Source organism: Rhodococcus sp. USK10 (genome assembly GCF_019378875.1).
Classification (GTDB): Bacteria; Actinomycetota; Actinomycetes; order Mycobacteriales; family Mycobacteriaceae; genus Rhodococcus_F; species Rhodococcus_F pseudokoreensis.
This window is the reverse complement of the sequence record NZ_CP076048.1, coordinates 3214731-3237527: the sequence shown is the minus strand read 5'-3', so window position 1 is coordinate 3237527 and position 22797 is coordinate 3214731. Positions and strand designations below refer to the sequence as shown.

The 22797-nt window shown below is 67.1% G+C and carries 19 protein-coding genes; 10 read left to right on the top strand and 9 right to left on the bottom strand.

The annotated features are described in order from the left end of the window. Positions 1 to 65 precede the first annotated feature (65 nt). The 6 genes from I1A62_RS21965 to I1A62_RS21940 all read left to right on the top strand — a co-directional run bounded on the left by I1A62_RS21965 (position 66) and on the right by I1A62_RS21940 (position 6529). Positions 66 to 1337 (top strand): hypothetical protein, encoded by a 1272-nt coding sequence (locus tag I1A62_RS21965; protein ID WP_219459777.1) that lies wholly within the window; start codon positions 66 to 68, stop codon positions 1335 to 1337. A gap of 96 nt (positions 1338 to 1433) precedes the next feature. After that, positions 1434 to 2786 carry an MFS transporter gene (locus tag I1A62_RS21960; RefSeq protein WP_219459776.1) on the top strand — a complete coding sequence of 451 codons (1353 nt, stop codon included), beginning with the start codon at positions 1434 to 1436 and terminating at the stop codon, positions 2784 to 2786. 18 nt (positions 2787 to 2804) lie between these two features. Then, on the top strand, positions 2805 to 3566 hold the full coding sequence (locus I1A62_RS21955; protein ID WP_219459775.1) for an IclR family transcriptional regulator: 762 nt from the start codon (positions 2805 to 2807) through the stop codon (positions 3564 to 3566). A 170-nt stretch (positions 3567 to 3736) separates the two neighbouring features. Next, positions 3737 to 5470: an FAD-dependent oxidoreductase gene (locus I1A62_RS21950; protein ID WP_219459774.1), complete on the top strand. Its 1734-nt coding sequence runs from the start codon at positions 3737 to 3739 to the stop codon at positions 5468 to 5470. A gap of 1 nt (position 5471) precedes the next feature. Next, positions 5472 to 5780 carry a YciI family protein gene (locus I1A62_RS21945; protein WP_206008905.1) on the top strand — a complete coding sequence of 103 codons (309 nt, stop codon included), beginning with the start codon at positions 5472 to 5474 and terminating at the stop codon, positions 5778 to 5780. Then, positions 5777 to 6529: an SDR family NAD(P)-dependent oxidoreductase gene (locus tag I1A62_RS21940; protein ID WP_219459773.1), complete on the top strand. Its 753-nt coding sequence runs from the start codon at positions 5777 to 5779 to the stop codon at positions 6527 to 6529. The genes I1A62_RS21945 and I1A62_RS21940 overlap by 4 nt, the downstream gene beginning before the upstream one ends. Positions 6530 to 6534: 5 nt before the next feature. Here the strand turns inward: I1A62_RS21940 and I1A62_RS21935 are convergent, their stop codons facing one another. The 3 genes from I1A62_RS21935 to I1A62_RS21925 form a co-directional block, all read right to left on the bottom strand. Further along, a complete protein-coding gene (locus tag I1A62_RS21935; protein ID WP_219459772.1) occupies positions 6535 to 6993 on the bottom strand; it encodes a hypothetical protein in 459 nt (152 codons plus the stop codon). A gap of 41 nt (positions 6994 to 7034) precedes the next feature. Beyond that, positions 7035 to 8426 (bottom strand): MFS transporter, encoded by a 1392-nt coding sequence (locus I1A62_RS21930; protein ID WP_124394746.1) that lies wholly within the window; start codon positions 8424 to 8426, stop codon positions 7035 to 7037. A gap of 139 nt (positions 8427 to 8565) precedes the next feature. Further along, complete coding sequence (locus I1A62_RS21925) at positions 8566 to 9492, bottom strand: LysR family transcriptional regulator (protein ID WP_124394745.1); 927 nt, start codon at positions 9490 to 9492, stop codon at positions 8566 to 8568. A 122-nt stretch (positions 9493 to 9614) separates the two neighbouring features. Here I1A62_RS21925 and kdgD point away from each other — a divergent pair, with 122 nt between their 5' ends. Genes kdgD through I1A62_RS21910 form a run of 3 tightly spaced genes read left to right on the top strand, consistent with a single transcriptional unit; the run spans position 9615 to position 13396 of the window. Further along, positions 9615 to 10529 (top strand): 5-dehydro-4-deoxyglucarate dehydratase, encoded by a 915-nt coding sequence (kdgD, locus tag I1A62_RS21920; RefSeq protein ID WP_219459771.1) that lies wholly within the window; start codon positions 9615 to 9617, stop codon positions 10527 to 10529. A gap of 2 nt (positions 10530 to 10531) precedes the next feature. Then, on the top strand, positions 10532 to 12136 hold the full coding sequence (locus tag I1A62_RS21915) for an aldehyde dehydrogenase (NADP(+)) (protein ID WP_219459770.1): 1605 nt from the start codon (positions 10532 to 10534) through the stop codon (positions 12134 to 12136). Positions 12137 to 12187: 51 nt separating this feature from the next. Then, the gene (locus I1A62_RS21910) at positions 12188 to 13396 is read left to right on the top strand and encodes a mandelate racemase/muconate lactonizing enzyme family protein (protein WP_124394742.1); all 1209 of its coding nucleotides are present in this window, start codon (positions 12188 to 12190) and stop codon (positions 13394 to 13396) included. Between the two features lie 187 nt (positions 13397 to 13583). On the opposite strand, the gene I1A62_RS21905 is transcribed toward I1A62_RS21910, so the two are convergent. The 5 genes from I1A62_RS21905 to I1A62_RS21885 all read right to left on the bottom strand — a co-directional run bounded on the left by I1A62_RS21905 (position 13584) and on the right by I1A62_RS21885 (position 19939). Further along, positions 13584 to 15455 carry a glycosyltransferase family 2 protein gene (locus I1A62_RS21905; RefSeq protein ID WP_219459769.1) on the bottom strand — a complete coding sequence of 624 codons (1872 nt, stop codon included), beginning with the start codon at positions 15453 to 15455 and terminating at the stop codon, positions 13584 to 13586. Beyond that, on the bottom strand, positions 15452 to 17362 hold the full coding sequence (locus I1A62_RS21900) for a hypothetical protein (RefSeq protein WP_219459768.1): 1911 nt from the start codon (positions 17360 to 17362) through the stop codon (positions 15452 to 15454). Before I1A62_RS21900 ends, I1A62_RS21905 begins: the two co-directional genes overlap by 4 nt. Continuing rightward, on the bottom strand, positions 17359 to 18555 hold the full coding sequence (locus tag I1A62_RS21895) for an NAD-dependent epimerase/dehydratase family protein (protein WP_219459767.1): 1197 nt from the start codon (positions 18553 to 18555) through the stop codon (positions 17359 to 17361). Before I1A62_RS21895 ends, I1A62_RS21900 begins: the two co-directional genes overlap by 4 nt. A gap of 218 nt (positions 18556 to 18773) precedes the next feature. Beyond that, positions 18774 to 18917 carry a hypothetical protein gene (locus I1A62_RS21890; protein ID WP_219459766.1) on the bottom strand — a complete coding sequence of 48 codons (144 nt, stop codon included), beginning with the start codon at positions 18915 to 18917 and terminating at the stop codon, positions 18774 to 18776. 113 nt (positions 18918 to 19030) lie between these two features. Next, positions 19031 to 19939, bottom strand: coding sequence for a DUF389 domain-containing protein (locus I1A62_RS21885; RefSeq protein ID WP_257890957.1), 909 nt, complete (start codon positions 19937 to 19939; stop codon positions 19031 to 19033). A gap of 198 nt (positions 19940 to 20137) precedes the next feature. Here I1A62_RS21885 and I1A62_RS21880 point away from each other — a divergent pair, with 198 nt between their 5' ends. After that, positions 20138 to 21892 carry a SulP family inorganic anion transporter gene (locus tag I1A62_RS21880; protein ID WP_257890864.1) on the top strand — a complete coding sequence of 585 codons (1755 nt, stop codon included), beginning with the start codon at positions 20138 to 20140 and terminating at the stop codon, positions 21890 to 21892. Positions 21893 to 21985: 93 nt separating this feature from the next. On the opposite strand, the gene I1A62_RS21875 is transcribed toward I1A62_RS21880, so the two are convergent. Further along, the gene (locus I1A62_RS21875; RefSeq protein ID WP_219459764.1) at positions 21986 to 22780 is read right to left on the bottom strand and encodes an enoyl-CoA hydratase-related protein; all 795 of its coding nucleotides are present in this window, start codon (positions 22778 to 22780) and stop codon (positions 21986 to 21988) included. Between the last annotated feature and the right edge of the window lie 17 nt (positions 22781 to 22797).

Sequence of the window (22797 nt, the reverse complement as noted above, 5' to 3'; positions counted from 1 at the left end):
GCTCACGTGGGGGAATCCAGGGCAAAACCCTGACGCCATCACATATATGTTGTTAAATACCTGGCATGCCCGGTGCTGTGCACTGCCAATCACCTCGGGTCCGCAACACGACGATCCGCGGGGTGCTCGTCGCGTTGCTCGGGGTTCTCGCGTTGACCGGTCCGGCGCCGAATGTCGCGCACGCCGCCGGCTACGCGGGTCTCCTCGACATCACGCCCGCGAACGCGGCGGCGGAGTCGATCGGCGGGCTCGACCCCCGGCTGCCCACCGACTCCGCCGCACTCGGTGCCGCGCTGGCCGCCGCCCGCTCCGACGGCGTCGCACCGACCAGGTATTCCGCTCTGCTGCAGCAATATTGGCTGGCGCGAGGATCCGAGGCGTCCGGCATCGACCTCGCCGGATGGGACCCGAACGCCGGGCTGATCGCCAACGCGGAGGTGGTCGACCGGGTCTACGAGAACTACGGCCGGTATCAACTCCAACGCACCGAGCTCTACTGGTCCGGTATGGCCGGGCTGGCGGGAGGCTCGTTCACCGCCGGCTTCTGGGACCTCGACCTCGGCCGGACCGTGCTCGGAGTCGACGCCGTCCACACACTCGGCAACGCCGTCGCGTCCACGGTCCGCGGACTGCCCGGCGAGGCCACGACGCTCCTGCCCTCGGACCCGAGAACTCTCGCCACGGTCGGTCCGGCGATGACGGCGGGCGACCTGGACTGGTATCAGAAACGCCTGCTGATGATGCAGAAACACATCTACTTCGACATGGTGCCCATGCACGAGGCGTATCTGAACGACGGCAGGGCCGCCGTCGAAGAGATGGCCGCCGCGGGACTGCTCGACGAGAACGCCGAGATCGCCTGGAACGGCATCTTCTCCGGCACCCCGGCGGGATACGCGGACGCCCTGTTCCGGATGGCGTCGCGTGAGCAGAATCAGATCATCGCCGACCAGTGGGACGTCACGGCGGCGGCACGCGACGGTGTCGGCCGGGCGCTCACCTACGCCACCACCCTCGCGGCGCAACCCTCGGTCCCGGGCGCGCGGGCACCGGGTCAGGTCGCGCCGATGTCGGTGACGGGCGACGTCAACGGCTCGGACTACCGGCTGCGGACACCCCTGCCCGGTTTCAACTGGGCCGACCGCGAACCGCGCTGGCAGTACATCGTCAGCGACATCGCGTCGTCCTACCAGCGGCTCGCCGAGGGTCGTCCGGGCGAATTGCGGGCTCTGCTCGCCATCCCGTTCCGCGACTTCGTCGACACCCAGCGGGTGCTGCGACGAGTGCCCGACCTCGCCCGCGACATGAGCACCGGCTGGGAGTTGTCCCCGGCGTAGCGCCGGCTTTCCAATGGATGGATGTGACGTTGCGCACGCGTGGTCGCGGTTGGCACGTTGAGTCACACCACGCCAGGCCCGATTGCAGGAGAGTCGATGAACGTATCCGCCGTGACGCACGACAGCCCGACAGACGCGCCACCCGTCGAGGTCGCGAAGACGCCGAAGAAGGCGGCCCTCGCGTCGTTCCTCGGGAGTGCGCTCGAGTACTACGACTTCTTCATCTACGGGTCCGCCGCCGCCCTCGTCTTCGGGCACACGTTCTTCCCGGCCGGCAATGACGCGATCGGCACGGTCGCCGCGCTCGCGACGTTCGGCGTCGGCTACGTGGCCCGCCCGGTCGGCGGAATCGTGCTGGGCCACTTCGGGGACAAGCTGGGCCGCAAGAAGATTCTGTTGCTGACGCTGCTCATCATGGGCCTGTCGAGTCTCGCGATCGGGTTCCTGCCCACCTATGAGCAGATCGGTATCGTCGCCCCGATCCTGCTCGTCCTGTGCCGCCTCGCGCAGGGGTTCTCCGCGGGCGGTGAGGCGGCGGGCGCGAGCACGCTCACCCTCGAGCACTCACCCGAGGGGCGGCGGGCGTTCTTCACCAGTTTCACGATGACCGGCTACGCGGCCGGGATGGTGCTCGCGACCCTCGTCTTCATCCCGGTGGCCGCGCTGCCGAAGGAGCAACTCGACAGCTGGGGCTGGCGAATCCCGTTCTGGTGCAGCGCCGTGATGCTCGTCGTCGCCTACTTCGTGCGGACCAAGCTCGACGAGACCCCGGTGTTCGAGGAGTCGCGCGAGCACGCGGAGGTGCAGAAACTGCCCGTCGTCACGGTCGTGACCACCCAGTGGCGGGACGTCCTGCGGATCGCCCTGTGCTCGCTGTTCGCCGTCGGGCAGACGGTGTTCACCGTCTTCGGACTCGCCTACGCCACCGGACCCGACGTCGGCATCGACCGCACCACGATGCTGTGGGCGTCGTCGGCGTCGATCGCGGGGTCCATCGTCGCGATACCTCTGCTCGCCACGCTGTCGGACCGCGTCGGACGCCGCCCCGTGTGGATCACCGGCACCCTCGGGTGTGCCGTGACGATCTTCGGGTACTTCTGGGCCATCTCGGTCGGCTCCGTTCCGCTGATCTTCGTCGCCGCGCTGCTCACGATGACGCTGTTCTACTCGATGGTGAACGGCCTGTGGCCGAGCTTCTTCACCGAGATGTTCGCTGCGCCCGTGCGCTATTCCGGGTTCGCCGTCGGCACGCAGATCGGTTTCCTCATCGCCGGTTTCGCCCCGGCGATCGGCTGGGCGCTGCTGGGCACCGGGGTGAACGCATGGGTCCCGGTCGCGGTGTTCACGGCGCTGTGCATGCTGGTCTCGTCCGTCGCAGCCTTCACCGCCCGCGAGACGTACCGGGTGCCGCTGGCCGAACTCGGGCTACCGTCGACCTCGCGGGAGTAGCCGGAGGACAATAGGGCGATGTCACGGACACCGACAGGAGAATCGGTCACTGCCCGCGTCGTGAGGGTCTTGTCTTCCTTCGACGCGGACACACCGTCCCTGTCGGTGTCCGACATCGCGCGTCGATCCGACCTCCCCGTCGCGACGGCGCACCGCATCGTCGGCGAACTCGTGAAGTTCCGCCTCCTCGAGCGCAACGACACCCGGATCAGCATCGGGGTCCGGATGTGGGAGCTGGGGTCCCGCGGTTCGCACACGCTCAGCCTGCGCGAGGCCGCGATGCCGTTCATGGAAGACGTGAACGCCGCGATCAAACAACACACCCAGCTGGGCGTCCTCGACGGCAACGAGGTGCTGTTCGTCGAACGGCTCTCCACCCGCGGGTCCGTCGTCAACGTCACCAAGATCGCCGGACGGCTGCCGGTGCACGCCTGCTCGTCCGGTCTGGTCCTGATGGCGAACGCCTCCCGCGACGTGCAGGACGAACTGCTGTCGCAGCCGCTCGAACGGTACACCGACGCCACCGTCACCGACCCCGACCAGATGCGGCGTCTCCTCGCTGAAGTGCGGCACCAGCACTTCGCGGTGGCCGCCAATCTCATCACCCCGGGTGCGACAGGAGTCGCTGTGCCCGTGCGGGACAGTGATGCTGGCAAGGTGATCGCCGCCCTGTCCGTCGTCATCCCGCACGATCAGGCGAACCCGCAGTCGGTGGTGGCGGCGCTGACGACGGCGTCGCGCGGCATCACCCGGGCGATGACGCGCGGATCGCGGCACTGACAGAAACCTTTCCATCCATTGGAGTCGAGCTGTGACCCCAGTCTCGGCTCGGCCAGAGTGGGTGACACGAACACACCGTCACCGATCGCGCACTGTGACTCGAAACATGCTGCACAGCATCGTCTTCGCATACCACGATCGAGTGCCGACTCTCCAGGGAAGGTCCATACATGAGCTCGAAATCCGTCAAATGCGACCTGTTGGTCATCGGGTCCGGGGCCGCGGGCATGGCCGCCGCGCTCAAGGCCGCGAGCGAAGGCCACAGCGTCATCGTCGCCGAGAAGTCGCAGTGGCTCGGCGGCACCACCGCCATCTCGGGCGGCTGGGCGTGGGTGCCGGGCAACAAGCAGGGTGTCGCGCAGGGCGACACCCGTCAGGAGATCGAAACCTACATCCGGGCACTCGCCAAGGACTGCTACAAGGCCGAGATGGTCGACACCTTCCTCGACGAGGTCCCGGAGGCGATCGACTGGCTCGAACGCGACACCGACGTTGAATTCGTCTATCCGGAAATGGCGCCGGACTACCAGATGGACGCCCCGGGCGCGAAGCCGTCGGGACGGGCGATCTCCGGCAAGGTCGTCGACGCGCGCACGCTCGGCGAGAATCGGCTCCGGTTGCGCCCCTACCTCGACACGTACACCGTCTTCGGTTACATGCCCGAGGTCGGACCCGACATCGCGCAGTTCCTGCACGCCAACCAGTCGTTGAAATCGTTTGCCTACGTGTCGAAGAAGCTCCTCAAGACGTGGGTCGAGACGGTGCTCTGCCGTCGGTCGTTCGACCGGACCAACGGCAATTCGCTGATGGTGCGGATGGTGTCGTCCGCCGCGAAGCTCGGCATTCGGATGTGGACCGAGACACCCGTCACGAAGATCCTGCAATCGGAGAGCGGGGTGGTCACCGGCGCCGTGCTCGGGGGCGTGCACGCGGGAACGGTGGAGGCGCGGCTCGGCGTCGTCATCGCGGCGGGCGGATACTCCTCGGACGCGGCCCTACGCTCCGAATACTGGGGTCATGATCCGCACGGCGACAACCACTTCACGCCGACGGTCGGGCACGACGGCGACAATGTGCGCCTGGCCGCACCGCTCGGCGGGCACGTCGACACCGACGTCCACGAGCCGGCCGCGTGGGCCCCGGTCACGGTATTCACCGGTCTGCGCGGACAGCAGCGGATCTTCCCGCACCTGCGGGCGTTCGGGCTCCCGGGACTGATCGCCGTGAACCGCAAGGGTGAACGCTTCGCCAACGAGTCGAGTTCGTACCACGACTTCGGGATGGCGATGATTCAGGAGAACGCCGGCCAGGACGAGACGTTCGGCTACATCATCGCCGACTCGAAAGCCATGAACAAGTACGGAATCGGCTACGCGAAGCCGTGGCCCATCCCGCAGGGCTATTTCAAGAAGACCGGATTCCTCCACAAGGCCGACACGGTCGAGGAACTCGCCCGCAAGATCGGTGTCGACGCCGCCGGGCTGAAGAAGACCCTGTCCGAGTTCAACGCCGGTGCCGCCAAGGGGGAGGACCCGAAGTTCAATCGCGGATCCAACTGGTTCCACCACTTCAAGGGCGACATGGAGCACCAGCCCAACCCGAACCTCGAGCCGCTGGACAAGGGGCCGTACTACGCGGCGAAGATCGAGATGGGCGACCTCGGCGCCTACTCCGGCCTCGCCGTCGACCGGCACAGCCAGGTCCTCGACGACGACAACCAGCCGATCCCCGGTCTGTTCGCGGCCGGTTCCGCGGCGGTCAGCATCTTCGGCGGCGGCTACCCGGGCTACGGCGCCAACATCGGGCCCGCGCTCGTCTTCGGATACACCATCGGCCGGGACGCCGAGGTCCTCGCGTCGCTGCGCAGCGAATCCGCCGCACCGACTGTCCTGGAGGAGGTCTGACGTGCCGTTCTACCTCGTCCGCTACACATACAGCGGCGACACCGCCGGCCGGGACACACACCGTCCCGAACACAAGAGTCACCTGCAGGCCGCCGCCGACCGCGGACTCATCCTCGGGTCCGGACCGTTCGCCGCGGGAGAAGATCCCGGCGCGGCCATGGTCTACGAGGCCGCGGACCGGCAGGACGTCGTCGACGTCGTCGAGGGCGACCCGTTCACAAAGCACGGGCACGTCGCGTCGTACGACATCACCGAATGGATTCCGATGATCGGCCCGTGGGCCGTCGCAGCAGTGGGAGGCAGGTCATGACAGGTCGAGTGGCAGGGAAAATCGCCGTCGTCACCGGGGCGAACGGCGATCTGGGCGGCGCGACCGCCCGGATGCTCGCCAAGGAGGGCGCGCGGGTTGCCGCGCTCGACCTGAAACTCCCCGATGCACCCTGGGATTCGGAGGCGATCACGCCGTTCGCCGTGGACGTCACCGAAGAGACCAGCGTCGCCGACGCCGTCGCCGCGATCGTCGAGACCGTCGGCGTCCCCGACGTTCTCGTCAACTGCGCCGGCATCATCGGCAGGCCCGCACCGTCACACGAGGCGTCGGTCGCCGAGTTCGACCAGATCTTCGATGTCAACGTCAAGGGCGTCTGGTTGATGACCAAACACGTGGTGCCCCACATGATCGGCAGGAAGAAGGGCAGCATCGTGAACTTCTCGTCGATCCACGGGCTGACCGGAGGCTCCAACGTCCCGCTGTATCACGCGTCGAAGGGCGCGGTGCGGCTGCTGAGCAAATCCGACGCCGTCACGTACGGGCCGGACGGAATTCGCGTCAATTCGATCCACCCCGGGTCGATGCGAACGGCGATGAGCCGGCGGTCGGCGGAGGGCAGCGCGCTCGGGCCGGAGGAGTACTACCGCCAACTCGTCTCGGGCAACCCCCTTCCGCGGCAGGGCGAACCGGACGAGATCGCGTACGGGGTGCTCTACCTCGCCTCGGACGAGTCCGGATTCACCACCGGCACCGAACTCGTCGTCGACGGTGGTTACACGGCGCACTGACGCCGTCAGCCGAAATGCCGCGCCAGACGCCGGTGCCGGTGCCCGAAGAACGCGCCCAGAACGCGGGCGAGCACCGGCGTCAGCGGCACCAGCGGAAGCCTCGGCTCGAACGTGATCCGGTCGTGGACGCCGGTGCTGCCGTCGTCGAACGGCCGGAGCGTGCGTTCGTGCTCCCACCGCCGCATGCTGAGCATCGTCGACTTCTCGTGGAACCGCAGTCCCGGTTCCAGTTCCGCGATGCTCAGGTCGTCGTAGTCGAACGGGACCAGCCCGAACAGTCGCAGCCACGCCCGCCCGAGCGGTTCACCGACCGCGACCGAGTCGATGCTGATCGACTCCTGACCGCGCGGGATGCTCATCGTCATCCACGGACGCATCTCGTCGTTGATCCCCTCCGGGTCGACGACCCTCGCCCACACCTGCCCGATCGGCGCGCCGACGACCGAGCTGCGTTCGATGATCACCGTCCCATCATCGTCGCGTCGCACGACGGGGTGCAACGGGGTCAGTGCTGACGCTGGGCGCGCTTGCGGTCGGCGCGGGCCTGCATTTCGGCGAGGTCGAGGCGCTTGATCGGGCCGACGACGAAGATGTACGAGACGACGGTCAGCAGTGCGCACACACCCACGTAGACGAGGGCGAGTTCGAAGGAGCCGTAGCTGTCGACGATGTAGCCGATGACGATCGGTGTGGTGATGCTGGCGACCGATCCGAAGGTGTTGAAGACGCCGCCGCCGAGGCCGGAGATTTCCTTCGGCGAGATGTCGGCCATGACGGCCCAGCCGAGCGCGCCGAGACCCTTGCCGAAGAAGGACACGCACATCAGGACGACGACGAGCCAGGAGGCGTCGACGAAGTTGCAGCCGATGATCGCGGTGGCGAGTAGCAGGCCGGTGATGATCGGGGTTTTGCGAGCCCTGGTCAGGGACCAGCCCAGGCGCAGCAGCGCATCCGAGATCAGGCCACCGCTGATGCCGCCGACGAAACCGCAGATCGCGGGGAGGACGGCGATGAAGCCCGCCTCGAGGATGCTCATGCCTCGTTCCTGGACGAGGTAGACCGGGAACCAGGTGAGGAAGAACCAGGTGATGGTGGTGATGAAGAACTGACCGACGAACACGCCGAGCGTCATCCGGTTGGTCAGCAGGAGTTTCATGTAGCGAAGCTGATCGGATCCGGCCTGCTGTTTCTGGCCGGGCTGGTCCATGTCGACCAAGGCGCCACCGGCTTCGATGTACTCGAATTCGGGCTGCTTCAGGCGCGGGTGCCTGCGGGGGCTGTAGACGACCTTCGTCCAGATCAATCCGAGGGCGATGCCGATGCCGCCGATGACGGTGAAGACGTGCTCCCAGCCCATGGCGGTGACGAGCCACCCCATGATCGGGGCGAAGACGACGGTCGAGAAGTACTGCGCGGAGTTGAAGATCGAGGCAGCGGTACCGCGCTCCTTGGCCGGGAACCAGGCGGAGACGATCTTGGAATTGCCGGGGAATGCAGGGGATTCGGTGAGCCCGACAAGGAATCGGAGGGCGACCAGCAGCCCCACCGCGGTGCCCATGCTGAAGCTGCCGAGGAATCCTTGCAGGACGGTGAAGGTCGACCAGGTCACGATCGCCCAGCCGTACACCTTCTTCGCGCCGTAGCGGTCGAGAAGCCAGCCGCCCGGAATCTGTCCGATCAGGTACGCCCACCCGAAGGCGGAGAAGATGTATCCGAGGGTGACCGAGCTGATACCGAATTCGTCCTGGATCGAGTCGCCGGCAATCGAGATGGTCGCGCGGTCCGCGTAGTTGATCACGGTCACCGCGAAGATCATCGCCAGGATCGTGTATCGGACCTTGCCGATCTTCAAGGTCGAGGCGATGGTCGACTGTTCGACCGATCGACTGAGTGTCATGACTGAGGGCTCCTTCGGAGGGGCGTGAAGAATGGTGCCGGCGAATGGACCGTGTCGTGAGTCACATCCGCGAATGAACCGAATGTACAGACGCCGACGTATGCGCGTCCAAGCCCGAAATCGCATCAAGTCATCCAAGTTAGGTATCGGACTCGGCGCCTCGTGGCGCCGGGTCCACGGGCGTCTCGGCAACCAACTTCGCCAGCAGGCGCGCCAGGGCCGGATTCTCGTTGTCGATCCGCCACACCAGGTCCAACTCCACCTGGGCGGGGCGTGGGGTGGTCAACGGCCGGTACGTGACACCGTCGAAGTGCATCTTGCTCGCCGATTCCGGCACGAGGGCGAGACCCCAGCCGAGGTTGACCAGGGCGAGCATGCTGTGGAACTGGTGCATGTACTGGACGACGACGGGGGCAACCGAGGCCTCGTGGAACACCGAGGACAGCAGTTCGAAGAAGTACCGCGACTCGATGGGCGTGTACATCACGACGTCGACACCGTGCAGGTCGGTGACGTCGACGGGCCTGGTCAGACCGGCCAACTCGTGCTCGGTGGGGATGGCGACGACGAGCGGTTCACGCAGCAGCGGGTGCGAGGCCAGGTCGGGCCGCGTCACCGGTGGACGGACCAGACCGAGGTCCAGCGAGCCCTCCGACAGCGCCTCGAGCTGATCCATGGTGACCAACTCCCGCAGTTCGACCTCGACGTCCTCGATGGTCGCCTGGGCGGAAGTCAGCACGGTCTCGAGGCCCGAGTAGACGCTGCCGCCCGTGAATCCGACCCGGAGAATGCCCGTCCTGCCCTGGGACGTCTTGCGCACCGACAGCGCGACGCGCTCGGACTGCTGCAGCAGCCTGCGAGCATCGGCCAGGAACGCCTTGCCTGCCGGAGTGAGTTTGACCGCCCGGCTCGAGCGGTCGAAGAGCAGGACGTCGAGGTCCTTCTCGAGGAGCTGGATCTGCCGGCTCAGCGGTGGCTGTGTCATGCGCAGCCGATTCGCGGCCCGCCCGAAGTGCATTTCCTCGGCGACGGCCACGAATTGCGTCAGCTGATTGAGAGAAAACATCCGATACCTTTCCTGTATCAAATGATTCTAAAGAAGTGTTGGACTTGAATAGTACCTAGTTCCTAGCCTTGTGGATCAGTGCACAGGAAGCGCACGATTGTCGATGAGGAGACCCACACGCCATGACCACCGCCTCGCCCCAGGAGATCGCCCGCAAGCTCGGCTCCGGTCTGTTGTCGTTCCCGGTCACGCACCTACACGAGGACGGGTCGTTCGACGAGGCGGCCTACCGCGAGAACATCGGCTGGCTCAGCCAGTTCGACGCGTCGGGACTGTTCGCGGCCGGCGGCACCGGTGAGTTCTTCTCCCTCACCCCGGCCGAGGTCGAGCAGGTCGTCACCGCCGCGGTCCGGGAGGCTCCCGAAGGCCTGCCGGTGATCGCCCCCGCCGGCTACGGCACCGCGACCGCGGTCGAGATGGCCCGGTCCGCCGAACGCGCAGGCGCGCACGGAATCCTGTTGCTTCCCCCCTACCTGACCGAGGCCAGCCAGGACGGTTTGGTCGCGCACGTCAAACAGGTCTGCGCCGCCACCGATCTCGGTGTCACCATCTACTCCCGCGCCAACGCCGTCTACACCGAGGCGGCCGTCGCCGAACTCGTCGACAACTGCCCGAACCTGGTGGGATTCAAGGACGGGGTCGGCAACATCGAGCAGATGACCCGCATCTACGCCGGCATCGGGGACCGCCTCACCTACGTCGGCGGGTTGCCGACCGCGGAGATGTTCGCTCTGCCGTATCTGGCACTCGGTGTGACGACGTATTCGTCGGCGATCTACAACTTCGTCCCGCAGTTCGCACTCGACTTCTACAACGCCGTCCGCAGCGGAGACAACGCGTTCGTCGTCAACGCCCTCAACGAGTTCGTGATCCCGTACTGCAACCTGCGCAACAAGAAGCAGGGATACGCGGTCAGCATCATCAAGGCAGGCATGAAGGTCATCGGCCGGCCTGCCGGCCCCGTCCGCAGCCCGCTCACCGACCTCGACGATGTCGAACTCGCCGAGCTGGCCGACCTGATCAAGAAGGTGAGCTGATCGTGACCGCCTCGCACACAATCGAACTCACCGGCGCCTCGCTCATCGGTGCGGACGAGATTCCCGGCACCCGGTCCCCGTTCCAGGCCACCGACCCGGCCACCGGCGCCGCACTCGAGCCGATCTACCACGAGGCCGACGAGGCGGCTGTCGCGACGGCCGCCGAACTCGCCTGGGAGGCCTTCGGCAGCTACCGGCACACCAGCTTCGAGCAGCGGGCCGCGTTCCTCGCAACGATCGCAGCCGAACTCGACGACCTGGGTTCGGTGCTGATCGACCGGGTCCACGCCGAAACCGGCATCCCGACCGCGCGGGTGCAAGGTGAACTCGCCCGCACCACCGGCCAGCTTCGATTGTTCGCCGCGGTGGTCCGGGAGGGCAGCTGGACCGGCGCCCGCCTCGACACCCCGAACCCGGACCGCACGCCGTTGCCGAAGCCGGACCTGCGTCAGCGCAAGGTACCGCTCGGCCCGGTCGCCGTGTTCGCCGCCAGCAACTTCCCGCTCGCATTCTCGGTCGCCGGCGGCGACACCGCCTCCGCGCTCGCCGCCGGGGCGCCGGTGATCGTGAAGGCGCACTCGGCGCACCCCGGCACCTCGGAATTGGTCGGGCGGGCGATCCGCAGCGCGGTCCGCGCCCACGACCTGCCCGAGGGCACCTTCTCCCTCGTGTTCGGCTCGGGGCAGACCGTCGGCATCGCGCTCGTCACCGACCCGCGCATTCGCGCAGTCGGATTCACCGACTCCCAGCAGGCCGGGATCGCCCTCACCGCAGCCGCGGCGGCGCGCCCGGTGCCCATCCCGGTGTACGCCGAGATGTCGAGCATCAACCCGGTCTTCGTCCTGCCCGGTGCCCTCGCCGACCGGGCCGAAGAACTCGGCTCGGGTTTCATCGCGTCGATGACGACCGGCGTCGGTCAGCTCTGCACGAGCCCCGGCCTCGTCTTCCTCGTCGATGCTCCCGGCGCCGACCGGTTCGTCCGGGCGGCCGCCGAAGCCGTGCGGGCCGCGACGCCGGCACCGATGCTCTACCCCGGCATCGCGGCGTCGTTCGCCGACGGCGCCCGCCGATTGGCGACGAACGAGAACATCGATACCGTGGCCGTCGCCGACACCGCTCCCGCTCAGGCCGGGTGCTCCGGGGTGCCGCAACTGTTCGTCACCACCGGCGAGCAATTCCTCGACGACCATCAGCTTCAGGACGAGGTCTTCGGCCCGGCTTCGGTGATCGTCCGAGTCGCCGACGTGGCACAACTGACGGCGATCATCGACCGCTTGGAGGGGCAGCTGACCGCCACGATTCAGGCCGCCCCGACCGATCACGCGCACTCGCGCGTCCTGGTCGACCGGCTCGAACTCATCGCAGGCCGCGTGCTGTTCAACGGGTGGCCCACCGGTGTCGAGGTCGGCCACGCCATCGTGCACGGCGGGCCGTTCCCCGCCACCACCGCGCCGTCGACGACCTCCGTCGGCAGCCGTGCCATCGAACGTTTCCTGCGCCCGGTCGCATACCAGAACGTTCCCGAGGAACTCCTCGCCGACGAACTGCGCACCGGCAATCCCCTCGGCATCTGGCGGCGCATCGACGGCGCCGTGACGCAGAGCTGACCGAACGCTCACAACCCCGGCAACGACGCCACCCCTGAAGGAGAATGACCGATGTCCAACAATTCCCTCGCGAGCCGGCCGACCAGCGCGCTGGCAGCACCCGACGCCGCGATCAAGGCACTGGCGGCCGGTGCGGCCACGCTCGACCGTATCGAGTCGGTGAAGCTGTCCTCGATCACCCTTCCGTTGAAGAACCCCATCAGCGACGCCAAGGTGCTCACGGGCCGGCAGAAGCCGATGACCGAGGTCGCGTTCCTGTTCGCCGAGATCCGCACCGAGCAGGGCCACGAGGGCATCGGATTCAGCTACTCCAAACGAGCCGGTGGCCCCGCCCAGTTCGCCCACGCGAAGGAGATCGCGCCGGTCCTGATCGGTGAGGACCCCAACGACATCGCCAAGATCTGGACCAAACTCGTCTGGGCCGGAGCCTCTGTCGGTCGTAGCGGCGTCGCCACCCAGGCCATCGCCGCCGTCGATATCGCACTGTGGGACCTCAAGGCCAAGCGCGCCGGTCTGCCGATTGCCAAACTGCTCGGCTCCCATCGTGATTCGGTGCAGACCTACAACACGTCCGGCGGTTTCCTCCACACCCCGATCGAGCAGGTTCTCGAGAACGCCTCGGCCTCGCTGGCCAGCGGCATCGGCGGCATCAAGATCAAGGTCGGCCAGCCGGACTGGAAGCAGGACATCGCCCGCCTGGAGAAGGTCCGCGAACACCTCGGCGACGAGGTCCCGCTGATGGTGGACGCGAACCAGCAGTGGGACCGCCCCACCGCGATGCGGATGGGTCGAATCTTCGACAAGTTCAACCTGATCTGGATCGAGGAACCCCTCGACGCCTACGACGCCGAAGGCCATGCGCACCTCGCGCGCAGCCTCGACACGTCCATCGCCACCGGTGAGATGCTCGCCAGCGTCGGCGAGCACGTGCGCCTGATCGAGGCCGGTGCGGTCGACATCATCCAGCCCGACGCACCGCGTATCGGTGGCATCACCCAGTTCCTGAAGCTGGCCACCCTTGCCGAGCAGAAGCACTTGCAGCTCGCGCCGCACTTCGCGATGGAGATCCACCTGCACCTCGCCGCGGTCTACCCCTACGAGCCCTGGGTCGAGCACTTCGACTGGCTCGATCCGCTGTTCAACGAACACCTCGAAATCCGGGACGGCCGCATGCACCTGTCCGACCGTCCAGGCCTCGGCTTCACCCTCAGCGACCAGGCCCGGGCCTGGACCGTGGGAACCGCCGAGTTCGGCAAGTAAGCACAGACCCGCCGGGCGGCGAAGTGAACCGTCTTTCCTTCGCCGTCCGGCGTCGCAACGGGGGTGACGTGCGACGAGATCGGTAGCGCCCGCATCCGATCAGCCGATCTCGCGCACGTCACCTCTTCCTGTGGCAGAGGCGGATCCCGTGTCGCCTCCGCAGCCAGGGAAGTGCATCCAGGCCGGATCAACCCCCGGCACGTCGCGGCGGTCGGCGACGGCTCCGGGGGATCGGGATGGACCGGGGGAGCCGGGGGTGCATGGGTGGGTAGATGAGCGTGAGTACCGCGGCGAGGGTGAAGTAGCTGCGGAGCACACGGAAGCAGAGGTAGGCGGGGATGTACTTGACCGAGCTGGGCTGCCAGATCAGGCAGACGATCAGGGTCATGATCATGGACATGCCCAGCAGTGTGGCGACGATCGGCTGCCAGCGCATGGAGGTGAACGTCGTGTGGAAGGCGAAACCGGCGATCATGGCATACATGAGCAGCGGCGCGAGCATGGCGCGACGGGCGGCGTTGACCAGGTTGAAGGGTAGGACGAAGGTGCCGATCATGGTGCGCCGGTCCAGTAGGATCGCCCGATTGCGGGCGGCGAGGTGGTAGATGCTGCGGAACCAGCGGGTGCGTTGCTCGCGCAGATGGGCATAGGACGCGGGTGTTTCGCTGTAGTACACGGCCTTGTAGTCGGCGACGTTGTGGTATCCGGCGGCTGCGAGTCGCATGCAGATGTCGGTGTCCTCGCCGTTCATCCCCTGCACCATGCCACCGACGCGGAGGACCTGTTTGCGGCGATAGATCGCGAACATGCCGGGGATGCCCATCACACCCTGGTAGCCGTCCAGGGAGACCTGAAAGAAGCCGTGGCGCATGTAGACCTCCACGAGCCGGCACTTGTCGATCCACGTCTTCTGCTCGGCAGGCATCGGGATTCCCCCGACGCAACCGACTTTCGGGTTCGCGAAGTGTCGCATCGCGGTTTCCAGGCACCCGGGCCCGATCGCGGTGTCGGCATCGATGCGGACGACGAAATCCTCCCTGATGTGTTCGATTCCCATGTTCAGGGCGTGGGCCTTGCCCGGGGTGGGGCACTCGAGAACCTCCCCGGTGATGTGGGTGCAGTCGGCGATGGCCGCTTCGGCGACGTCGTGGGTGGTGTCGGCAGAGGCGTTGTCGACGACGTAGAGGTGGATGCGATCGGGGTAGGTTTCTGCGCCGGTGTCGACGGAGGCGATGGTGTCGGCGATGCTGTGTGCTTCGTTGTGTGCCGGCACGAGGATGGCGAGGGGCGCGGTGAATTGATGGCGGCGTGACTTGTTCAGGGCCCGGACACCCAGCACGGCGGTGGAGGCGGCCAGGATCTGCTGCATGAGGAACACACCGGCGCCGATGCCGCCGAGGATCGCCCAGTCCTTCAAGACGTCGACGACGTGGCCGAAGGCGTGCAGCGCGATGACCGCACCCGCACTGGCGAGCACCAGGCAGCCGGCCAGCGCGAAGAATGCGGCGGGCGGGATACGGGGGTCGAGGGGCAACGGACCCTGCGGCGGAAGCTGAGCCTGCCGAAGGACGGTGTGCGGAAAGATCGCGAGTGCGAGAAGCCCGGAGATCATCTGCACGCCGAACACGGAGATCGAGATGATGCCGGCGTTGTGGAGCAACCACGCAATCGTGTCGATCACGATGCAGAACGCGAGGTACTTGCCCAGCAGCGACAGTCCGAGATACAGGCGTCGCCAGATGTTGGAGTAGGCGCGCAGTGCGTAGGTGAGGAAGAAGATCACCAGGAACATCCGCAGCGGGAACTGGACGTCGCCGCGGCCCCCGGACAGGAAGACCAGGTCCCTCGGTGCGTCCAGCACATCGGCGTGTGCGAGAAACATCCGAACACACATCGCCAGGATCGAGATTCCCACGAATATGACCAGGAACCCGTTGGTGCCGCTGGCGGGCCGGTCGACGGCGTAGTCGGCGGGTGCGCTGTCGACCGACCGGAAGTGGTCGGCGATCGCGTCGGGCTCGTGCACGGGTTCGTGCGCGGGGTGGGCGACATCGGTCATCTCGGTGGATCCTGGCGCGGGGGTGTGCTGAGGGCGATGGTGCCGTCGCCGTTCACGGCGAAGCTGCCTTGAGGTGTCACCACCAGCGCGGTCTCCCGACCGAAATCGGGCAACTGCGTTGTGCCGATGCTGCCGACGTACTGGATCGCCAGTCCGGGGGCGCCGCTGGTGCTCGTGACCGTCTCCACCAGTATCCCGTTGTCGAACGAGGGAATGTTCAGCACGGACGCATCCGGCCCGGACACGATGCGGCCGTCCTGGATCCGGACGAGGGGGTTCACGTCCGGACTCTGCCCGATCAGGATGAACGGTTCGCCCGCCGTGGGCTGGGTATTCCAACGGAAATCTGGACGGTATTGCGCTGGAACGAACTTCGTGAGCGTCGGGACGATGGCATTGAGCTGAGAGATTGCGTTGACATTCCGGGACTGCGGAACGTAGATGGCGAAGCCGGGTGCCAGGCCGCGCGGCAGCGCCGTGAAACCGGCGCCGGGATCGGTTCCGAGTTCGAGGGCCGAGCCCGCCTGCAGCTGGACCGGGTAGCTGGTCACGCGCACATCGCAGCCGCCCAGATCGCGGTCACGCTCCACCGACAACGTCAGGGTGTTTTCGAGCAGCGCGTCCTGCGGTGGCAGCGCGACGGTCACCGTGCCCGCGGTCGGGTTCAGCAGGCGGCTGTCGACGAGGTGACCGTTGAGGTCGACGTTCAGTATCCAGGTGAGATCGGCGGGCGACGCGGGGAGTTGCATCTCGACGCGAACGGACTGCGGCAGCCGCCCGCCGGGAAGGTCGGCCAGCGAATAGCCGACGCGCCAGCGCCGGGTCTCGGTGATCTGACCGACGGACATGTCCGCTCCCAGCGCCTCGAGGGCCACCTGGTCGCCGGTGAACTGAGCGGGCGTCACCTTCCGCGGATCCTCCCCGGCGGAATCGGCGGTGGTCACGGCCGGCCCGGTCAAGTAGGTCGAGATCAGGGAGCCGTCGGGTGCGGTCACGCCCACGACGGCGGTGTCGTCGACGGTGCCGACGGCGACACCGCCACCTGTTTCCTCCGACGGCGACCAGCCTGCCTGGTCCTTCAACGTGGCGGTGGGGCCGACGAGGATCGCGTTGTCGACATCGGACTCGGGAAGTGTGTCCGCGAACCGCACCTGGTGGCCCGCCCTGGTCAGCGCCATTCCCAGCTGCGCCGCGGTGGTGCGCCACGGGTCTCCCCGATCGGCGAGGACCACGGTGAGTTGACGGTCCCAGGACACCACGGCGTCGCGGACGGTGTGGATCGGCTCCGCGAGCGCGGCCTCCACGACGGTGGCGGGGTCGACGTGGATCTGCATCCCCGCCGAGTGATCGGGCGTGCACGTCTCGTCGTGCCGGGTGCCGTTCGCGCGTACCTGGACGCGGACCTGACCGTCGTCGGCGATCTGGTCGGGGACCGTTACGTACGCGTCGATTCCGTTCTCCCCGGTGGGCAATTCGTTCTCGAAGACCTGCTGACCGTCCATGCTCACACTGAGGAAGACCGTGCTGTTGGCGGCGATCTGCGAGGTGCCGGTCAGATGCAGGCGGGTCTCGTCGCGAGCGGAATCAGCCGGAAGGGTCACCAGATAGCTCGTCGACGGAGAATCGTCGGTCAGCCAGACACCGTCGGCGTGCCCGGATCCGGCCAGGGTCTTCGTGAAATGCCGATCGGCGGGCACGTTCAGACTCATGTCGTCCGCGTCCTGGGTGAACCACGACGGCCGGGCGACGAGGAAGGCCAGCAAGACCACCAGCGCGATCCCGAGGAGCCACCACGCCGAACGCGGGACCGACCGGCCACGCTCGCCGGCAAAATAGTCCGGCTTGCCCGGCTGTGACTGGCCGGACGGCTCCGTGGCGGAGCCGTCCGACGTGTCGTCGTCGCTCAAGCGCTCTGCTCCTCCGCCGCGGACCTGCGACTTTCATTCCAATACGACCGACACGGGATGCGGGAGACGTCGATCCGTCCGGCGTACGTGCGTGCGATGTCGACCTCGGCCGACAGCAAACCCGAGTCGAGTCTGATCGGGGCAAGACCCAGCCCGAGCAGCCGGTCGTTGCGGGCCGCGAGCTGGTTCTCGTCGGCCTCCTGCCGGGGGTTGGTCACCATGTCGACGACGGCGCCGACCGTTCGCGCGACCAGCTTCGCGAGATCCGCCACTCGATGTGTCTCGGTCATCTGATTCATCACTCGGACCTCCCCGCCGACCTGAGCACCCGACTCCACCGCCAGCCGTATGCAGCGCACGGTGTCGTGGATGTTGATGAAGGCCCGGGTCTGACCGCCGGTCCCGTGCACGGTCAGCGGATATCCGATGGCCGCCTCCACGAGAAAGCGGTTCAGCACGGTGCCGTAGTCACCGTCGTAGTCGAACCGATTTACCAGCCGCGGATCACGTTCTGTCTCAACGGTTTGCGTTCCCCACACGATTCCCTGATGGAGGTCGGTCACGCGCACACCGTCGTTGCGCGCGTAGAACTGGAACAGCAGCTGATCCAACGACTTCGACAAGTGGTACACACTGCCCGGCTGCGTCGGATACAAGATGTCACGACTGTGCATCTCGCCGTGGCGATCCGGGTAACTGACGGTCAGGTACCCCTCCGGCAGATCCACGGGGACCGTCTCGTAGCCGTACACCCCCATGGTCCCCAAGTGGACGACGTGGATGTCGTTCCCGGCCTGGACGACCGCAGTCAGCAGATTGTGAGTGGCGTTGAGATTGTTGTCGATCGTCTGCCGCTTGTGGGAAGGCGACTTCATCGAGTACGGGGCCGACCGCTGCTCGGCGAAATGCACCACCGCATCCGGGCGCACGGTGGTGAGCAGTTCGATCATTGCGTCGTAGTCGTGGGCGACGTCGAACTTCGCGAAAGCGATTCGGCGGCCGGTGACCTCGTCCCACGCCTCGATGCGCTCGGAGAGCGAACGGATGGGTGTCAGCGACTGCACCCCGAGTTCGTCGTCGGCTCGCCGGCGGACGAAATCGTCGACGATGGTCACCTCGTGTCCGCTTGCCGACAGGTGCAGCGCACTCGGCCATCCGCAGAATCCGTCGCCACCCAGCACCACTACCCGCATCGCGCTCCTCTTTCATCGTCGCGACGCGTCGCCCCCGCAATGCGCTGAGCCGTCGGAGTGAGCCGGCCCTCCGGCGAGGTGCCCGCTCCTGAGAACGAGGTTCACTGTCGCTGAACAATGAGCATTCGCCCGCATTGCCTCCGTCACATCACCCGCGAGGGGTGATACGCGACGGGGCGGGTTCGGCGAGGCCGGAGTCGCGCCTGGCGCTCGAGTCCTCAGTCCGGGGTGACGATCGCGAAATCCTTGTCGCCCGGTTCGAGGACGGCGGCGAGTCGGTCGAGTGCGGGCAGGGCCCGAGTCGTCGTGGTCAGAGTCGTGTCGGCATCGCCCTTCTGCGGATGCGAGCTGTAGGTGAGCACCCCCGTTCCGGGTGATGACGGCTCGTGCTGCACGCGAAAAGCCCTCAGGCTCTTGAGTGTTGTCGTGTGACGCCGACCCACCCCGGTAGCGAAAGCGCCGACGCGGCCTACGTCTAATCGGCGGAGATCCGCGAACCCACGGTGTGGACGACCAACAGGCGGGGATGCCAGGGCACGAGCGCGTCGACGGAATCCTCGAGTGCGCTGATCGGGGGAAGCTCCTCCGGGCCGAGGACGGCGACGGTCGCGGTATGACCCTGCCAGGACACGTCGGTCACCTGTGCCCCCGGCACGTCCTCGAGCCATTGCTGCGCCGCTGTCGCGATCTGCCCCGCCCACACCGAGGACAGTGAGTTGACCACCATCGGGATGGCCACCGCCACCAGGGCCGCGGCGAGGACCGTGTAGGCCCGGCCCCGACTGCCGCCCGCGGGAGCCTCGACCTCGACCGCGTACCCCGCGGCGACGAGCACGACACTGGCGGTGATGATCATGGCCAGGACATTCGACGCGAACAGCACCGCCGCGCCCGCCGCGAGGGCCGGTGCCCCGGAGCCGAGGCAGACCCCGACCACCGCCAGCGGGGGGACCAGGGAGATCGCGATGGCGACTCCGGGGAGTACGTCGCCGACGTCCCGGCGTGCCGCCGCGATGGCGCCGACCAGGCCCGTGGCGAGGGCGGCCGTCAGATCCATCAATGTCGGTGACGTACGCCCGAGCACCTGCGAGTTGGTGAGCACGTCGGTCGGATTGGGCACGATCTGGACGACCACGGCCCCGAGGACGACGACGAGCGCGGCGCCGAGCGCCACCATGAGAAGACTTCTCCCGATCAGCGAGGCCCGGCCGGTGGTGATCCCCAACCCGACACCGAGGATCGGCGTCGAGAGCGGCGCGACGATCATCGCACCGATGACCGTCGCGGTGGAGTCCGCGACGACGCCGGACACCGCGATGAGCGCCGACAGGGTCAGCATCACCCAGAACGCGGAGCGTTTGGCCGCGCGATCACCGGTGAACATGTTGAAACGCTCGTCGAGCTCAGCCGACGTTCGACGTTGCGTATCCGGAACCAACTTCACGGATCCACTCCTGTCCGGAGCCGTCGCCGTGCGACGGCATGGTGCGACCTGCGTGCCCGGCCTTCTTCGATACTGGCGGTCACCGACCGCTCGTGGCCTCACCCGATGCGGATGAAGCGGGCGGCGGCGGAATGTCTCATGCTGACCGGACCGGAGTTTCCCCGCCGCCAGGAGGGTGCTGGGCATGACCACGCCGTCGATGACCCCGAGCACATGAGCGGGCTCGGGCGCCGACTGCGGACCCTGATACCTCGCGAGCGCATGACCCGTACGGATGTGATCGCGGGGATTCCCGGTGCCATCGGCAGCGTGCCGGACGGAATGGCCTCGGGTGTCCTGGCCGGTGTCAGCCCCGTGCACGGCCTGTACGCGAGCATGGCCGGTCGGCTGTTCGGCGGATTCTCCACCAGCACCCGGCTGATGGTGGTGACGACGACGAGCGCGTCGGCACTGGCGGCAGGGTCGGCGCTGACCGACGTCGCGCCGGAAGACCGGCCGGCGGCGCTGGTGCTGCTGACCTTCGTCGCCGGGGCGGCCATGATCCTCGCCGGGGTGCTGCGGCTGGGCCGCTACACCCGATTCGTGTCGCATTCGGTCATGACCGGATTCCTGATGGGCATTTCCGCCAACATCGTCTTCGGGCAGCTTCCGACGCTGCTCGGGACGGACGCCGAGGGTGAGGTTTCCCTGACGAAGGCGGTGGATGCGCTCACCCGTCCCGGAGACATCGACGTGCGGTCGCTGGTGTTGGGTTCGACCGCACTGCTTCTCATGGCAGGTCTCGGCCGCACCCGTCTGAGACTGTTCGCCTCCCTGGCGGCGCTGATCGTGCCGACCCTGCTCATGGTCGTCCTCGGGTGGAGTTCCGTCATCCAGGTGTCGGACGTAGGGGCGATACCGACCGGATTCCCGCTCCCACACCTGCCGGACCTGGGCACATTCACCCCGGGACTGGTCGGCGGAGCCCTCGCCGTCGCCGTCATCGTTCTGGTCCAGGGTGCGGGTGTCGCGGAGGCTGTCCCGAATCCCGACGGCTCACGATCCGAACCCAACCGGAACTTCACCGGTCAGGGTATCGGCAACGTCGCGGCCGCGGTGTTCCGCGGCATGCCGGTCGGAGGGTCGGTGAGCCAGACCGCGCTCAACAGCGCCGCGGGAGCACGAACACGCTGGGCCGCCATCTGGTCCGGGATCTGGATGCTCGCCATCCTCGTGGCACTTGCCGGTGTGGTCGGCCAGGTTCCGATGCCGACGCTCGCGGCAATTCTGGTCATCGCGGCCGTCGGCTCCGTCGACCTCGCGCGGGTAAGCGCCATCTGGAGCAGCGGATTCACCTCCCGCATCGCCCTCACCGTGACGTTCGTCGCCACGCTGCTGCTTCCCGTCACCGCGGCGGTGGGGATCGGCGTCTCGTTGTCGCTGGTGCTGCAACTCAACCAGGAGGCGATGGACCTCAAAGTGATACGACTCCGTGTGATGGGCACCCAGCTGATCGAGGACCCCGCACCGAAACATCTGTCCGACAACGAGATCGTCATCCTCGACGTCTACGGCAGCCTCTTCTACGCCGGTGCGCGCACCCTGCAGGCACGGCTTCCCGATCCGGCGAGCGCCCGATCACCCGTGGTGATCCTCCGGCTACGGGGACGCACCACGGTCAGTGCCACCTTCCTCACCGTGATCGCAGACTACGCGCGCCGCCTCGATGCGGTCGGTGGACAACTGTGTCTCAGTGGTGTGGATCCGCGGATCCGCGACGTCTGGACCGACGACCTGCTCACCGCCCAGGGCGTCGCAATCGAGTTCTTCACCGCGACGCCGGTCATCGGTGAGTCGACCCTCGCCGCCTACGCGCAGGCGCGTGTTCGTCTGCACCGCGGCGATGATGCGTGACGAGACTCGCGAACAGGCGCCTTCCGTTGGTTTCACCCGCACCGGATGACGCATCGGTGGGCGCCCGAGTCGGGATCGGATCGAGGCGCCGCGTCAGTGGCCGGTGAACGCGGGCCTGCGTTTGTTCACGAACGCGTCGGCGGCCTCGCGGGCATCATCGGAATGGAAGCACTGCACCATCCGGTCCGTCTCGGCGAGCAGATAGTCGCTCAGCGATGTGGTGGACGTCTGCAGCAGGTTCTGCTTCATCGCACGCAGGGCGAGAGGTGCCGACGCCGCGAGCCGCTGTGCCAGGGACCGGGCTTCGTCGTGGAGGTCCCCGGCGCCGGTCACCGCGGTGACCAAGCCGAGATCCAGTGCCGCCTGCGCGGTGAGTTTGCCCGGAGTCAAGAACAATTCACGGGCTCGGGCGCCACCGAGCATCCGGGTGATCAGCCAGACGCCTCCGAGGTCGCCGGAGAGGCCCGCATTCACGAAGGCCGTATTGAAAACTGCTCGGTCGGAGGCAATTCGGAAGTCCGCGGCGGCCGCGAGTGACAATCCTGCTCCGGCGCAGGCGCCGTCGATCGCAGCGATGGTGACCTGCGGTAGGTGATGGAACCGGTGAAGGGTGGCACAGACCTGCCGCAGTCGGGCGGTGTCGGTCACGGTCGAGTCGCCGCGCAAGGTGCGGGAGCCGGCGGGGGCGGCCAGGTCGGCGCCCACACTGAAATCGGTGCCCTGCCCGGACAGAATCACCACGCGTACGTCCGGTGAACACGCCAGGTCACTGATTGCCGAGCCCAGTTCCTCGAACACTGTGAAGGACACCGCGTTACGCCGGTCGGCATTGTCGATTACCACTGTTGCCGTGGCGTTCTCGACTGTCACGTGAACACGACCGGTCATGAAGTCCTCCTCGAGTG